A 14,141-nucleotide genomic window follows, 5' to 3' on the forward strand; every position below is an offset into this window, starting at 1 on the left:
AATCCTCAATTTATGGGGCCGCACCTATTGACGACGAGATTCAGCAGAGTTGATGATTTCCTCATTACGGCAGTGTTGCTTGGAGGACACCATGTCCCACATCCCCGTTGACAAGGGCGGTCCTCTGACGCCCCACCAAGACCTCCACAGTGAGCAGGGCGCCCTACGCGAGGAACATCCCGGACGAGCCCGGAATCCCGTGATCAAGGTGGCGGACCTGGCCTGGCTGGAGTTCGAGAAGCCCGACCTGGGCCGGGCCGAAGTGTTCGCCCGTGACTTCGGCTTCGCGATCGCCGCCCGCACCCAGCACGAACTATGGCTGCGCGGCACGTTCGCGGGCTCTCCCTGCATGGTCATCCGGCGCGGGAGCTCCTCCCGCTTCCTCGGACCCGCGTTCCGCGCGGCCGAACAGGCCGATGTGGACCGGCTGGCCTCCGCCGTCGGACACACCGTCCGGGACATCGACGTCCCCGGCGGCGGTAGGTCGGTCGCCCTGCTCGACCCCTCGGGTGTCCCGGTCCGGGTGGTGCACTGCGCCGAACCGCTGCCCGCGCTGCCCGAGCAGGAGCCTCTGATCCTGAACTTCGGCGCGGACCACCGTCGTACGAACACCACCCAGCGACCCCCGCGCGAGCCGTCACGCATTCAGCGTCTCGGCCATGTGGTGCTGGAGACAAGGTCGTTCGCCCGCACGCTGGACTGGTATCTGGACACCCTCGGGATGATCGTGTCCGACTTCCTGTTCCTGGACGGGCAGCGCCAGCGCGGGCCGACCATGGCGTTCATCCGCTGCGACCAGGGCAGCCTGCCCGTGGACCACCACACCCTCGCCCTGCATCTGGGGCCGGGTACCGGCTACGTCCACTCCGCCTACCAGGTCACCGACCTCGACGCGATCGCCGCCGGCGGGGAGTACCTGGCCGAGCGCGGCTACCGGCGCAGCTGGGGCATCGGCCGGCACATCCAGGGCAGCCAGCTCTTCGACTACTGGCGCGACCCCGACCGCTTCATGCTGGAGCACTTCGCCGACGGTGACCTGTTCTCCTGCGACCTCGAACCCGGGTGGGCGCCGATGTCGGCGAGCGGCCTGGCCCAGTGGGGCCCGCCGGTCACCCGCGACTTCCTGGGCGCGAACCCGTCCCCCGCCAAGCTGCGTGAGGTCATGACGGCCCTGCGCGACGACAACGAACTCGACCCCGCACGCCTGCTGGGCCTGATGAAAGCGATGAGCTCATGAGCACCAACGTGCTGCGCACCCCCGACGGCTGGTGGGCCGTCCGGAACGAGCGCGCCGTCCGCATCGAGACCGAGGCGGTCACCACCGCCGAGCTGCTCGCCGACCGGGCCGCCGTGCAGGAGGCCGCCGCCTCCGGCGAGAGCGCCACGCCCGTCGCCGACCTGGTGGCGCTGCCCCCGGTCACCACTCCCTGCCGGGTGGTGGCCCAGATGGTCAACTACCGCAGCCATGCGAAGGACTCGGGATTCACCGGCGACATCCCGCCCGCCTTCTTCCGCAAGGCGTCCGGCTCGGTCAGCGGTCCCCATGACCCGATCGTCCGCCCGTCGCACGTGAAGTTCCTCGACTACGAGGTGGAACTCGGCCTCGTCATGGGAGCGCCCCTGCCGGTGGGCACCGTCGTGGAGGAGCGGGACCTGCCGCGCTACATCGCCGGGCTCGTCCTCACCAACGACGTCAGCGCCCGCGACGTCCAGCTCACCAAGACCCAGTTCTACGAGAGCAAGTCCTACCCGACCTTCACGCCCACCGGGCCGTACCTGGCCCTGCTGGAACCTGAGGACTTCCCCCATCTGCTGAACCTGCGGCTGCGGCTGAACGTCAACGGCGTGCCGCGCCAGGACCGCACGCTCGCCGACATGATCGTACGGCCCGCGCAGGCGCTCACCCTGCTCGCCCGCTTCCAGACCCTCGACCCGGGCGACCTGCTGCTCACCGGCACGCCCGGCGGCACCGCGCTGAAGGCCCCGCCCAAGCCGGTCGAGAAGATCGCCGCTCTGCTGCCGCCCGCGCTGAAGTGGAAGGCGTTCTTCAACGGCCAGGCAAAGAACCCGCTCTACCTGCGCGACGGTGACCTCATCACCGCCACCATCGCCACCCCGGACGGGCGGATCGACCTGGGCGAGCAGCGGACCGCTGTGGGGGCCGCGACGTGAGCGCCACAGCTCGCAGACAGGTGGTGATCATCGGTGCGGGGCCTGTGGGGGTCACGGCCGCGCTCCTGCTGGCCCGTTACGGAGTGCGCAGCCTGCTCCTCGAACGCCACCCGGACGTCTACCCCCTGCCGCGCGCCGTCGTCGTGGACGACGAAATCCGCCGGATCCTGCAGAGCGTCGGCATCCACGAGGAGTTCGCCGCCATCGCCCGTCCGGCGCCCGGGCTACGGCTGCTGGACGCCCGGCGCCGCGTGATCAGCGAGTTCCCGCGGTCCCTGCACGGACTCCACGGCTTCCCGCAGCTGAGCATGTTCAACCAGCCCGAGCTGGAACGCCTGCTGCGGGACGCCTTGGCTCGCCGCCCGGAGTGCGAGCTGTGGAGCGGGGTGGAGGTCGTGTCCGTCACTCGGTCCGACACGCCGGACACCGGCGTACCCGACGATCCGACGGGTTCCGTCCGGGTCGCCTTCCGGCGCGGTGGCAGCGACGAGGAGGAGCACTTGTGGGCCGATGCCGTCCTCGGTTGCGACGGCGCCGGCAGCCTCACCCGTGACGCCATCGGCACCGCCTGGGAGGACCTGCACTTCCAGGAGAGCTGGCGGGTCATCGACGTGCGCACCAGCCGCCCGGTGCGTACCTGGGAGGGCGCCGAGCAGATCTGCTGCCCCACCCGGCCGGCCACCTTCATGCGCATCAGCGAGGACCGCTACCGCTGGGAGTTCCGGCTGGCCGACGACCAGAACCTGGAGGGCCCGGACGGCTGGGAGCGCCTGCGCGAGCTGGTCGCCCCCTGGGTGGACCTGCCGGCCTCGCAGAGCGACGATTTCGAGGTGATACGGCAGGCGCAGTACACCTTCCAGGCCCGTCTAGCCGACCGGTGGCGCAAGGGGCGTGTCTTCCTGCTGGGCGACGCCGCCCACCTGACCCCGCCCTTCGTCGGGCAGGGTCTGTGCTCCGGCCTGCGCGACGCCAACAACCTCACCTGGAAACTCGCCCGGGTCCTCCGACGGGGCGCGCCCGAGGCACTGCTGGACACCTACGAACGCGAGCGCAAGCCGCACGCCCGCCATGTGATCCGCGTGGCGGTCGCCGTCGGCTGGGCCATGACCGGCGGGCAGGACCGCGGTGCGGCATTCCGCCGGGCCGTCGTGGGCACGGCCTGCCGCATCCCCGGCGTCACCGAGGCGGTGAGCCGCGACCTCAGCCCCGCTCTGGCCGCCGGCCCACTGGTACGCCGCCGGCCCAGACCGGCCGGCCGCGCGCTGGCCGGCACCTTCTGCCCGCAGCCCTGGATACGGCACGACGGCAGGCGAGTGCGCCTCGATGACGCCGTCCGCGACGCCTTCGTCGTCCTGACCGCCGTACCGCCCACGGCGCAGATGACGGCCGTGGCCACGGCACTGGACGCCCCGACGATCCACGTCGACGACCTGGACGACGACGGCACGCTGGCCGCCTGGCTGGCACGCGGCCGAGTCGACGCCGCCCTGCTGCGCCCCGACCGCGTCGTGATGGACACCGTCCCCGCCGGCACCGGCCACTTCCCGGACCCCACGGCCTGGGCCTCCTTGCTCCACACGGCCCGCCGTCCCGCCGATGCCCGAGCCGTCCCCCTGCCGAGGAGCACCGCACCGTGACCACCCCGCATCCCACGCCGCATCCGGAACCTTTCCTGCCGCCCGACCCGAAGACGGCCGCCGACAGCCGCATCGCGGACTTCGCCCGCTGGGCCGCCCGACACCGGGGCGCCGAAACGATCCAGGACCCCAGCGACTACAAGGCCCTGCACCACTGGTCCGTCACCGACCTGGAGGGCTTCTGGGCGGCGGTGTGGGAGTACTTCGACATCGACGCCGCCACTCCCTACGAGCGGGTGCTGGCCGAGGAGACCATGCCCGGCGCCCACTGGTTCCCGGGCGCCACCCTCAATTACGCCCACCACGCGCTGCGCAACCTGCACCCGGACGCACCCGCGATCACCGCACTGGACGAGACCGGAGCCGGCTACGAGATCACGGGCCGGCAGCTGCGCGCCCAGGTCGCCTCCGTCGCGGCCACCCTGCGCGACCTGGGCGTCGGACAGGGTGACCGGGTGGTCGGCTACCTGCCCAACACCCCCCACGCGGTCATCGCCTTCCTCGCCACGGCCAGCCTCGGCGCGGTCTGGTCGGTGTGCGGCCAGGACTACTCCCCCAAGGCCGCAGCCGACCGCTTCGCCCAGCTGAAACCGACCGTTCTCATCACCGCGGACGGCTATCTCTTCAACGGCACGCGGCACGACCGCCGCGCAGCCTCGCTCGACCTCGCCGGAGCCCTTCCCACTCTGAAGGCCACGGTGCTCGTGGACCACCTGGGCCTGACCTGGTCCAAGACCCGGCCCACCGGCCTCACGGTGCCCTGGGACGACGCCGCCACCCGCACCGAATACCTCACCATCACGCCGGTGCCGTTCGACCACCCCCTGTGGATCGTCTTCTCCTCCGGCACCACCGGCCTGCCCAAGGGCATCGTCCACGGGCACGGCGGCGTCCTGCTCGAACACCTCAAGATCCTCGCCTTGCACTGCGACCTGGACGTCGGGGACCGCCTGCTCTGGTACACCACCACCCACTGGATGATGTGGAACCTGGTCGTCTCCACCCTGCTGACCGGCGCCACCACCTGCACCTACGACGGCAGCCCCGTGCCGGTGGCGCGCCCGGACGTCCTGTGGGAGCTGGCGGCCCGACACAAGGTCACCGTCCTGGGCACCAGCCCCCAGTATCTGCTGGCCATGGCCAAGCTCGGCATCGAACCCTCGGAGCACGACCTGTCGGCCGTCCGGGCCATCGGCAGCACCGGCTCCGCCCTGCCCGCCTCCGCCTACCCCTGGGTCCGCGACCACGTGGGCGCCGGTATCCAGCTGGCCTCCACCAGCGGCGGCACCGACGTCGTCTCCGCCTTCGCCGGCAGCGCCCCCACGACCGCCGTCTGGGCGGGCGAGGTGTCCGCCCCCAACCTCGGCGTAGCGCTCGCGTCGTACGACGAGGCGGGACAGCCGGTCGTCGACCAGGTCGGCGAACTGGTCGTCACCCGGCCCATGCCGTCCATGCCTCTGTACTTCTGGAACGACCCGGACGGCAGCCGCTACCGCGACGCCTACTTCGCCGCCTACCCGGGCGTGTGGCGGCACGGCGACTGGATCACTCACACCTCCCACGGCTCGGTGATCGTCCACGGCCGCTCCGACGCCACCCTCAACCGCAACGGCGTACGCCTGGGCAGTGCCGACATCCACGACATCGTCGAACGCCTCCCCGAGATCACCGAGGCCCTCGTCATCGGCGCGGAGGAACCCGACGGCGGCTACTGGATGCCCCTGTTCGTCGTTCCCGCGCCCGGGGTCACGCTGGACGGCGCCTTGCGCGAGAAGATCCGCGACGCCGTCCGCACCGGTGCCTCTCCCCGCCACGTCCCCGACGAGATCCTCGCCGTGCCGGCCATCCCGCACACCAGGACCGGCAAGAAACTCGAGGTCCCGGTCAAACGCCTCCTCCAGGGCGCGCCCGCTGAGCATGTCCTCAATCCCTCGGCGGTCGACAACCCGGACCTGGTCGCTTACTTCGCCCACCTGGGAGCCGAACGCCGTCAGGCCCGTCATCCACACACCGCCAAGGACGCCTCATGAGCCTTCCCGCCGCCCTCGGCCTGCTGATGCTGCTCGCCGGTGCGGTGACCACGCACGTGCGCAAGGGAGACCAGCTGCCCAAACCCGTCCCAGCGATGGTGTGCGCCGCACTGGTCGCCTGATACGTCGTGCTCCTTGCCGGTGTCGGCTCGTCACGTGGGCCGAGCGGTGCAGCGGCCACCTGTGACACGCAGGACCGTCCTGCTCGTCGGCTGCTGCGCGCAGGTCGCGGAGGTCTCGGGTCCTCTTAACGAGCCCACGCCGGCGCTGGCACACTGAATGTGTGGTTCCGCTGATGACCGCGACCGCTCAGGCCACGTCCTCATCACTCACAGGCGCCGGTGTGGTATCGGTCTGCGCACTGCTCTTCACCGTCGCGTCATTCTGGTGGCTCAACGCCAGACAAGGGCGCCTGAAGACATGGGAGCCCCACGCCTTCGCAGCGATCATCCACTCTTCCACGGCCCGCCTTCGGCTCCCGCTCGTTCTTCACAACACCGGCCCCAAGCCGATAGTCGTGCAGGACCTCATCCTGACCTTCCCCGACGAGCCCGCCTCCCACCTGCCACTGCTGTGGGTGTCCTCACCCTCTCGCCTCCAGCCGCGGCCGGACGAGGATGCGAAGCTGCCGGCTGGCTTCGTCGTGCCCGGCAGAGAAGCGCAACAACTCTTCATCGAGTTCGAGGCACCCTTCTCCGGCTTCGTGCCGGAAGCCCGTGACTTCAAGGTCCAACTGCAAGCGAGAGTCGGCCACCGCAAGGGGTGGCGGCGCCTGCTGACGTTCACCCTGCGGGCCGCCAACATCACCGATCCGGATCGCTACACCGTCTACAACAACGCGCCGGTCGAGCTGACGAAGGAAGATCAGAGGAGAGCGGATGCGGCGCTCCTCGAGCTGCTGGAAGAGCAAGGGGACGGCCCCCCTCCGGGCGGCAGGAGACAGAGAGACCTGCCGAATGACGGCGACGCCGACACGAGCAGCTGATGCGGAGTCCTGGATCGGCGCGGCGGGCAATCTCTCCGCGGTCACGGTCGACCGCCGAGAACCTTCCCGAAGCTGGGCGTAGCGTGAAGTGACGGACACCTGTCCGCACTCGGGCCGCAACGAGCGGGTCCGGGGCACGAGCTTCGGCAGACCTGTGAGCCCAGAGCACTTGCATGATCCCTCGGGTGAGTCGGTGAGGGTCTGGAGGAGTCCGATGCCGATCACGGTCTCGGCACCGGCCAGGGCGCCGACCCCAGCATCGCTCTGCCTGGAGCGTCCGCCGGGTTCCCCGTGGATCGAGAGACGAAAGGCCACTCATGGCTCGATCTATGCGCGCGCTCGTAGCCGTAGCGGCTGGTGAGCCCATCGATGTCCTGCGGCTGGAGTCCCGGCCTGTTCCCACCCCGGACGCCGGTCAGGCGTTGATCCGTGTGAAGGCCACCCCGGTTCACGCGAGTGATCTGCACGTGCTGCGTGGCCGTTACGGCTTCTCGCCAGAGTTTCCCGCTGTCGGGGGCTACATGGAGTGCGTGGGCCGTATCGCGGACCTGGGCTCGCAAACCGAGGGGCTGAAGGTCGGTGAGCGCGTGGTGACCGCTGCGATCCCGGCTGTACCCGGGCCCCCTGTGGCAGGCACCTGGCAGGAATACCTCATCGCCGACACACACAGGCTGCTGTCGGTCCCCGACCAGCTGAGCGACTCCACCGCCTGCCAACTCGCCATCAACCCGTTGACCGCGCTTCTCCTCGTGACGCACGAACTCGACGTGGAGCCGGGCGAATGGCTGTTGCAGACGGCCGCCGGCTCCACGGTCGGCCGGCTCGTGATCCAGCTGTCCGGGCATCTGGGGATTCGCACGATCAATGTCGTGCGCCGACGTGCTGCTGTCGAGGAGGTCAAAGCGTTCGGTGGAGATGAGGTCATCTGCACGGAGGACGAGGACCTGGTGCAGCGTGCCGCTGAGATCGTGGGACCGGCCGGCGTGCGAAAGGCCATCGACTGTGTCGCGGGCCCCGTCGGCGCCCAAGTGTCCCAAGCCCTGGCGCCGGGAGGAAAACTGGTGGTCTACGGCGCGCTCTCCACCCACCGGCAGACCGACCCGGCGGCGCTGACGATCCCGCTCCAGGCGCGCTCGGTCATCTACGAGACCAAAACAGTCCGTGGCTTCTGGCTGAACCGCTGGTTCGGCAGCGCCTCGCCAGAGGACGCGCTGCACGCGCTGGCCCAGGTGCGCAGTCTCGTCGCCGACGGGGTACTGAGCATCCCCCAGGGCCGGCCGTTCCCGCTCGAAGCCTTCGCAGAAGCCGTCGCGCTCGCCGAAGCAGCCGCACACGGCACCAAGCCACTGTTCGTCTTCGATGATGGACGGGACGAACGTGGCAGCTAGGTAGCGGCCCTGCTGGTGCGGCCACGGCATAGTCGGACCGCCGGACGAAGCCTCCACTGTTCGCTCGCCGTGCACTCATGACCAACACCGCACTCACCGGTGCGACCTGGGATCGGGCACGACGGCCGCTTCAGGGCGCCCGGCCCCGCCTGGTCGAGGGCGGCACGGCCGGCCATGAAGGCGCCGAGGCCGAGCCGGTTTTCGGGGCCCTGAGAGGGCTGTCGGGGACTCAGAGCGTCAAACGAGCGTCACGCCAGTGGCGCACTGGGTGCCGCACGGCGTGTCTCGTTCAGCCGTTGGTCGAAGTGGCTGGCCCTGCCGCCCTGCTCAACCAGTCGGCCCATCTCGACGGCCTTGGCCAGGGGCATCAGGGTCCAGCTGCCATCAATGCGGTGCAGGGCGACCGAGTGCCAGGGAGTGGTCCACGCGTCCGGGGCGTCGAGGAGGCGGATGCCGAATTTCGGGGCGCCGATGGGCTGGGGGTGGATGGAGAGGCGTACGGCCTGTGGGTGGTGCTCCGCGATCAGGGAGCCCCAGGCGCGGCTGCGTTGGATGACGCCGTAGGCCCGTTGGCGACATGCGCGTTGGAGGGCGGAGCGGGTGCCGGTCCAGTTGGCCGTGTCCTCGACGAGGAAGCGGGTGATGCCCCGGTAGAGGGCGAGGGCCTGGTCGTCGGCGCGGGTCTCGGCGCGGAGGGCCTCCACGGTTGGGGCATGGTGCTCGTGGATGTGGGTGCGTTTCGTGTCGTGGGGGAGGTCGCCGAGGACATCGCGGAGATCGAAGACGGACAGTCTGCGGAGGCCCATGCGGCCTATCTGTATGCGCAGGTCGTCGGCGTAGGCGTCGATGTGGTCGTCGGGGACGCCGATGAGGTCGCCGAAGACGTGACCGTCGGAGCAGATGATCACGCGGGCGCCGGGCGAGTAGATCTGCTCGATCTTGGTGCACAGGGTGTTCAGGAAGGTCAGGGAAAGGCGTTCGCCCTGGTCGGGGAGGTGGCCGAGGACCTTGGCCGGGTTGGGGGACTTGCAGGGGAAGCCGGGCAGCGTGAAGACGATGCGGGCGCCGTCGCGTACGAAGGCGGCGATGCGGCGCAGCTGATGCGGGAACGCGTCCGCGGGGACGGGGGCGGGGTCGGTCGTGCGGTGGTGGGGCAGGAGCAGGTGCAGGATCTCGGTGGCGATGCTCGTGGGGAGGGTGTCCGGCGCGGTCGTCAGGGGCATGTCGTTCCTCTTGGGGTACGAGGGCGTACGAGGGCACGTCGACATGGCGCCGTGGCGGGAGGGGAAGCCAGGCGCCTGGGGTCGGTGGGCGTGGGTCGGCTGGGGCCGGGTCGGCCGGTGTGGCCGGGCCCGGTCAGCGGTAAGTCGGTGTCAGATGCGGTGGTCGTAGCCGACGGGGAGGTGGTTGGCGCCGCGGCCGAGGACGGCCGGGGTCCACTCGATGTCCTCGTCTCTGATGGCCAAGTGGAGGCCGGGCAGGCGGGTGAGGAGGGTGCCGAGCGCGATCTGGAGTTCGGCTCGGGCGAGGGCGGCGCCGGGGCAGAAGTGGATGCCGTGGCCGAAGGCGAGGTGGGGGTTGGGTGAGCGGTCGAGGTCGAGGGTGTCCGGCTCGGGGAAGCGGCGTGGGTCGCGGTTGGCGGCGCACAGGGAGACGATCACCGAGTCACCGGCCGGCACCTCGGTGCCGTGCAGGTCGCTGTCCGTGGCGAAGAAGCGCCAGGTGGTGAGTTCGAAGGCGCTGTCGTAGCGGAGGAGTTCCTCGACGGCGCGGGGCAGCAGGTGCGGGTTGTCGCGCAGGCGGGCGAGCTGCTGCGGATTGCGGAACAGGGCGATCAGGGCAGTGGTGATCTGGTTGGTGACCGGCTCCTGGCCCGCGACGAGGAGCTGGAAGATCATCGAGTCCAGCTCCTCCTGGGACAGTTCGCGCCGGTCGCGGGCCACGACGAGGCGGCTGAGCAGGTCGTCGTCCCAGTGATCGCGCTTGTGGGCCACGACGTCGGCGATGTAGCTCTGCAGGCCGTGCAGGCGTGCCTCGTAGCGGGGGCGTCCGGGGTCGGTGGGGCCGACCGGCTGCACGACCTTGCCCCAGTCGCGGTCGAAGCGGGCCGCGAGTTCCCGCGGGAGGCCGATGACCTCGGCGAGGACCTGGAAGGGGAAGTGGGCGGCGAATCCGCCGACGAGGTCCGCGGGGCCGTGCTCCGGCAGTGCGTCGACGAGCGCGTCGGCCAGTTCCTGCAAGCGCGGGCGGAGCTGCTCGATGCGGCGCGGGGTGAAGGCGTCCGTGACGAAGCGGCGCATCCTGGTGTGCTTGGGCGGGTCCTGGTGGAGGAGGTGCACCTGGAGCTGGGAGTGCTGCGGCTCGGGCATGATCGAGGCGCGGGCTCGCCAGCGGTCGTTGCCGCGGTCGTGGTTCTTGCCGAGGCGGTCGTCGTTCAGCGCGGCGTGGGCGGCGTCGTAGCCGGTGACGAGCCAGGCTTGCACGCCGCTGGGAAACAGGACGCGGTGGACGGGGCCGGCCTCGCGCATCTGCTCGTACAGGGGATAGGGGTTGCTCTTGTAGGGGCAGCCCATCAGCGGCACGGGGTCGGGCAAAGTGTCCGGATCTGCGGCCGGCTGCTGTTCCTGGAGGGTCATGGGGTGGCTCCTCAGAGGGCGAGTTCGGGCCGGTAGTGGTCCAGCCAGAGGGAGAGGTCGACGACGCGTTCGAGGCGGAGGCGGTGGCCCCACTCCAGTCGGTCGGGCGGGGTGTCGAGGCAGGGCTTGATACGGGTCTCGTCGGCCAGGGCGCGGACCTGTTCGGTGGCGAGCGCGTCGCGGGCCATGTGCTGCAGGCCGCGGTTGTAGTCGGGGTGGTGGGTGGCCGGGTAGTGGTTCTTCGGGCGGTACAGCACGGAGTCCGGGGCGAGGCCCGCGCCCGCCGCCCGCAGCAGGCTCTTCTCCCGGCCGTCGAAGCTCTTCAGCCTCCAGGGCGTGTTAAAGGCGTACTCGACCAGGCGGTGGTCGCAGTAGGGGACGCGTACCTCCAGGCCCTGAGCCATGCTGAGGCGGTCCTTGCGGTGCAGGAGCTGGCGCAGCCAGCGGGTCAGGGACAGGTGCTGCATCTCGCGTTGGCGGTGTTCGGCGGGGCTTTCGCCGTCCGTGTGCGGCACGGCGGCCAGCGCTGCGCGGTAGACGTCGTCGCGGAACTCGGGTATGCGCAGGCCCAGTTCGGGGTTGAGGGGCATGGCGGCCTCGTCGCCCGTCACCAGCAGCCACGGGAAGGTCTCCGCTGCGAGGGCCTTCGGGTTGTGGAACCAGGGGTAGCCGCCGAAGACCTCGTCGGCCGCCTCGCCGGAGAGGGCGACGGTGGAGTGCTTGCGGATCTCGCCGAACAGCAGGTACAGCGAGGTATCCATGTCGCCGACGCCGATGGGTGAGTCGCGGGCCACGACGACGGCCCTGCGGTGCTCGGGGTCGAGCAGGGCGTGCAGGTCGAGGACGACGGTGCTGTGATCGGTACCGATGAAGGCGCCGGCCTCGGTGGCGTACGGGGTGTCGTAGCCGGTGCGCAGGACGTCACCGGTGAACCGTTCCGTCTGGTCGCTGTAGTCGACGGCGTAGGAACGGATCCGGGCGTCCGGGCCTTCGCGCAAGCGGAGTTCGTCGGCGAGCAGGGCGGTCAGGACGGTGGAGTCGATACCGCCGGAGAGCAGGCTGCACAGCGGGACGTCCGCTTCGAGCTGGCTGCGGGCCGCGCCACCGACCAGGGCGCGAATCCGCTCGATGGCCGTGTCCTGGTCGTCGGTGTGGTCGGTGGCCTCCAACTGCCAGTAACGGCGTTCGCGGATGCCGGCCCCGTCCAGCACGAGCACGCCACCCGGCTCGACTTCCCGGATCCCGGACCACACCGTCGGACCGGTGTTGAACAGCAGGCTGTACGCCTCCCGCAGCCCGTCGGCATCCACCCTCGGCCGGATCTCCGGATGGGCGAACAGCGCCTTGGGCTCGGAGGCGAAGGCCAGACCGCCGTCGACAGTGGCCCAGAACAGGGGCTTCACCCCGAGCCGGTCGCGGACCAGGAGCAGCCGCTGAGCACGCTCGTCCCAGACGGCGAAGGCGAACATGCCCTCCAGGTGCTCGGCCACCGCTTCGCCCCACTCGGCGTACGCGCGCAGCACCACCTCGGTGTCGCTGCGCGTGCGGAACACATGGCCCCGGCCGCGCAGCTCAGTCCGCAGCTCGCGGTGGTTGTAGACCTCGCCGCTGTACGTGAGCACGAGGTCCGGCTGGTCGGGCCGGTCGGTCATCGGCTGCACGCCGCCTTCGAGGTCGATGACGGCCAGCCGGCGGTGGCCGATCGCAGCCCGCTCGCCGAGCCAGACGCCTTGGGCGTCGGGGCCACGCGGGGCGAGGGTGGCGGTCATGGCCTCGATGACCAGGGCCTGGGTACGGGCGTCGCTGTGGAAGGACACCCAGCCGGTGATTCCGCACATGGGGAGGACTCCTCGGTCAGGGACGGTGGGCGGCGGGAGCCGCGTCGGTGGTGTTCTCCGGCACGGGCGCACTCCTGCGTCCGTGCAGGGCGAGCAAAGGTATGGCGATGCAGGCGGCGACAGCCGCCAGGGCCAGGCCGGCTGTCACTCCGCTGTCGCCTCCCGCGAGGCCCCAGGCGGCGGTGGCCAGGGCAGGGCCGAGGGTGAAGCCGAGGCTGCGGGCCAGCTGTACGGAAGAGCCCACGGTCGCCGTGCGGTCCGGTGGGGCGGCGCCCATGACGAGGGCCTGGGTGGGGCCACCGTTCAGGCCCATGCCGACGCCGGCCAGCACCAGCCGCCAGGCCACGTCCACCGGCGACCAGTCACGCCCCAGCGGAAGAAGGAGAAGCAGACCGGCGGCGGTGAGGGCGGCGCCGATGACCGCCACCGGCCGGGCACCGCACCGGTCGGCGAGGCGTCCGCCGAGCGGTCCGGCCAGCCCCATGCCGAGCGGGAAGGCGAGGACGGTCAGACCGGTAGTGGTGGCGCTGACGCCGTCGTCGCGCTGGAGGTGCAGGGCGACGACGTAGTGCATCGCCGCGAACCCGGCCGCCAGCGCCAGCACCGCCGTATGCGCCCGGAGCAGTCCCGCCGTCCGCAGTACGCCGACGACCGGGCGGCCGCCTGGTCCGCGCAGCCACCACCACAGCGGCGGTACGGCGGCAAGCGCGAGCATCAGCCGCCCAGGGCTTCCCGGCGCCAGGGTCAGCGCCAGCAGCAGGGCAGCCGCCCCGGAACCCACCAGCAGGACATCCGCCGCCGCCCGCCGGTCGGGCAGGCGCACCCCCCCGTCCCTCGGCATCACCCTCCACGCCACGATCAGGGCGAGCAGGCAGAAAGGGATCTTGACCAGGAAGACGGCGCGCCAGCCCAGGTGGTCCAGCAGCAGTCCGCCCACCGCCGGGCCGGTCACGGCGCCCAGCGGGCCCAGCGTCGCGGGCACGCTCATGGCCCGCCCGCGCAGTTCCGGCCGTACCGAACGCAGGGCGAGCACCGGCATCAGCACGAAGAGCACGGTCCCGAACGCGCCCTGGGCGAGGCGGGCGGCGATCAGCCAGGACGCCCAGGGGGCGGCGGCCGCCAGCGCGCTGCACAGACCGAAGCCCCCGGTCGCGACCAGCAGAGCGGAGCGCATCCCGACCCCGTCCAGCCACCGGCCGACCGGCAGCAGCAAAGCCACCACAGGCAGTTGATAACCCAGGACCGCCCACTGGGCGGTCGCGGCGGAGACGTGCAGACCGTCGGCGATGTCGGCCAGGGCCACGTTGACGATGTTCATGTCGAGCATCGCCACGAACGACAACAGGCCGGCCACCGCAACGAGCAGCCAGCGGTCCGCGCCGCCCGCGGCTATGCGGCCGGGCTGTTCCGAACCGGGACTGTGGCGTGTCACCGTTGCCGCCCCTCACGGTCGTG

At 70.9% G+C, this 14,141-nt stretch carries 11 protein-coding genes; 7 read left to right on the forward strand and 4 right to left on the reverse strand.

The annotated features are described in order from the left end of the window. Window positions 1-91 precede the first annotated feature (91 nt). The 7 genes from ACGFT1_RS03320 to ACGFT1_RS03350 all read left to right on the forward strand — a co-directional run bounded on the left by ACGFT1_RS03320 (window position 92) and on the right by ACGFT1_RS03350 (window position 8,212). Entirely contained in the window at window positions 92-1,237 is a 1,146-nt protein-coding gene (locus tag ACGFT1_RS03320; RefSeq protein ID WP_373907301.1) for a VOC family protein, read from the forward strand. Further along, the gene (locus ACGFT1_RS03325) at window positions 1,234-2,172 is read left to right on the forward strand and encodes a fumarylacetoacetate hydrolase family protein (RefSeq protein ID WP_373907302.1); all 939 of its coding nucleotides are present in this window, start codon (window positions 1,234-1,236) and stop codon (window positions 2,170-2,172) included. Before ACGFT1_RS03320 ends, ACGFT1_RS03325 begins: the two co-directional genes overlap by 4 nt. Next, window positions 2,169-3,809, forward strand: a complete 1,641-nt coding sequence (locus tag ACGFT1_RS03330) for a bifunctional 3-(3-hydroxy-phenyl)propionate/3-hydroxycinnamic acid hydroxylase (protein WP_373907303.1) — start codon at window positions 2,169-2,171, stop codon at window positions 3,807-3,809. Before ACGFT1_RS03325 ends, ACGFT1_RS03330 begins: the two co-directional genes overlap by 4 nt. After that, a complete protein-coding gene (locus ACGFT1_RS03335; protein ID WP_373907304.1) occupies window positions 3,806-5,839 on the forward strand; it encodes an acetoacetate--CoA ligase in 2,034 nt (677 codons plus the stop codon). Before ACGFT1_RS03330 ends, ACGFT1_RS03335 begins: the two co-directional genes overlap by 4 nt. Then, a complete protein-coding gene (locus ACGFT1_RS03340) occupies window positions 5,836-5,961 on the forward strand; it encodes a DoxX family protein (protein WP_373907305.1) in 126 nt (41 codons plus the stop codon). The genes ACGFT1_RS03335 and ACGFT1_RS03340 overlap by 4 nt, the downstream gene beginning before the upstream one ends. A 161-nt stretch (window positions 5,962-6,122) precedes the next feature. Then, window positions 6,123-6,824: a hypothetical protein gene (locus ACGFT1_RS03345; protein ID WP_373907306.1), complete on the forward strand. Its 702-nt coding sequence runs from the start codon at window positions 6,123-6,125 to the stop codon at window positions 6,822-6,824. 329 nt (window positions 6,825-7,153) lie between these two features. After that, complete coding sequence (locus tag ACGFT1_RS03350; RefSeq protein ID WP_373907307.1) at window positions 7,154-8,212, forward strand: zinc-dependent alcohol dehydrogenase family protein; 1,059 nt, start codon at window positions 7,154-7,156, stop codon at window positions 8,210-8,212. Between the two features lie 248 nt (window positions 8,213-8,460). On the opposite strand, the gene ACGFT1_RS03355 is transcribed toward ACGFT1_RS03350, so the two are convergent. The 4 genes from ACGFT1_RS03355 to ACGFT1_RS03370 form a co-directional block, all read right to left on the reverse strand. Then, window positions 8,461-9,435 carry an L-tyrosine/L-tryptophan isonitrile synthase family protein gene (locus ACGFT1_RS03355; protein WP_373907308.1) on the reverse strand — a complete coding sequence of 325 codons (975 nt, stop codon included), beginning with the start codon at window positions 9,433-9,435 and terminating at the stop codon, window positions 8,461-8,463. A gap of 150 nt (window positions 9,436-9,585) precedes the next feature. Then, window positions 9,586-10,848: a cytochrome P450 gene (locus tag ACGFT1_RS03360; RefSeq protein WP_373907309.1), complete on the reverse strand. Its 1,263-nt coding sequence runs from the start codon at window positions 10,846-10,848 to the stop codon at window positions 9,586-9,588. An 11-nt stretch (window positions 10,849-10,859) separates the two neighbouring features. Next, window positions 10,860-12,686, reverse strand: a complete 1,827-nt coding sequence (gene asnB / locus ACGFT1_RS03365) for an asparagine synthase (glutamine-hydrolyzing) (protein ID WP_373907310.1) — start codon at window positions 12,684-12,686, stop codon at window positions 10,860-10,862. 16 nt (window positions 12,687-12,702) lie between these two features. After that, entirely contained in the window at window positions 12,703-14,118 is a 1,416-nt protein-coding gene (locus tag ACGFT1_RS03370) for an MFS transporter (RefSeq protein WP_373907311.1), read from the reverse strand. Window positions 14,119-14,141 lie beyond the last annotated feature (23 nt).

The sequence above is a fragment of the Streptomyces sp. Y20 genome (assembly GCF_043195475.1).
In the GTDB taxonomy this organism is placed as follows: Bacteria; Actinomycetota; Actinomycetes; order Streptomycetales; family Streptomycetaceae; genus Streptomyces.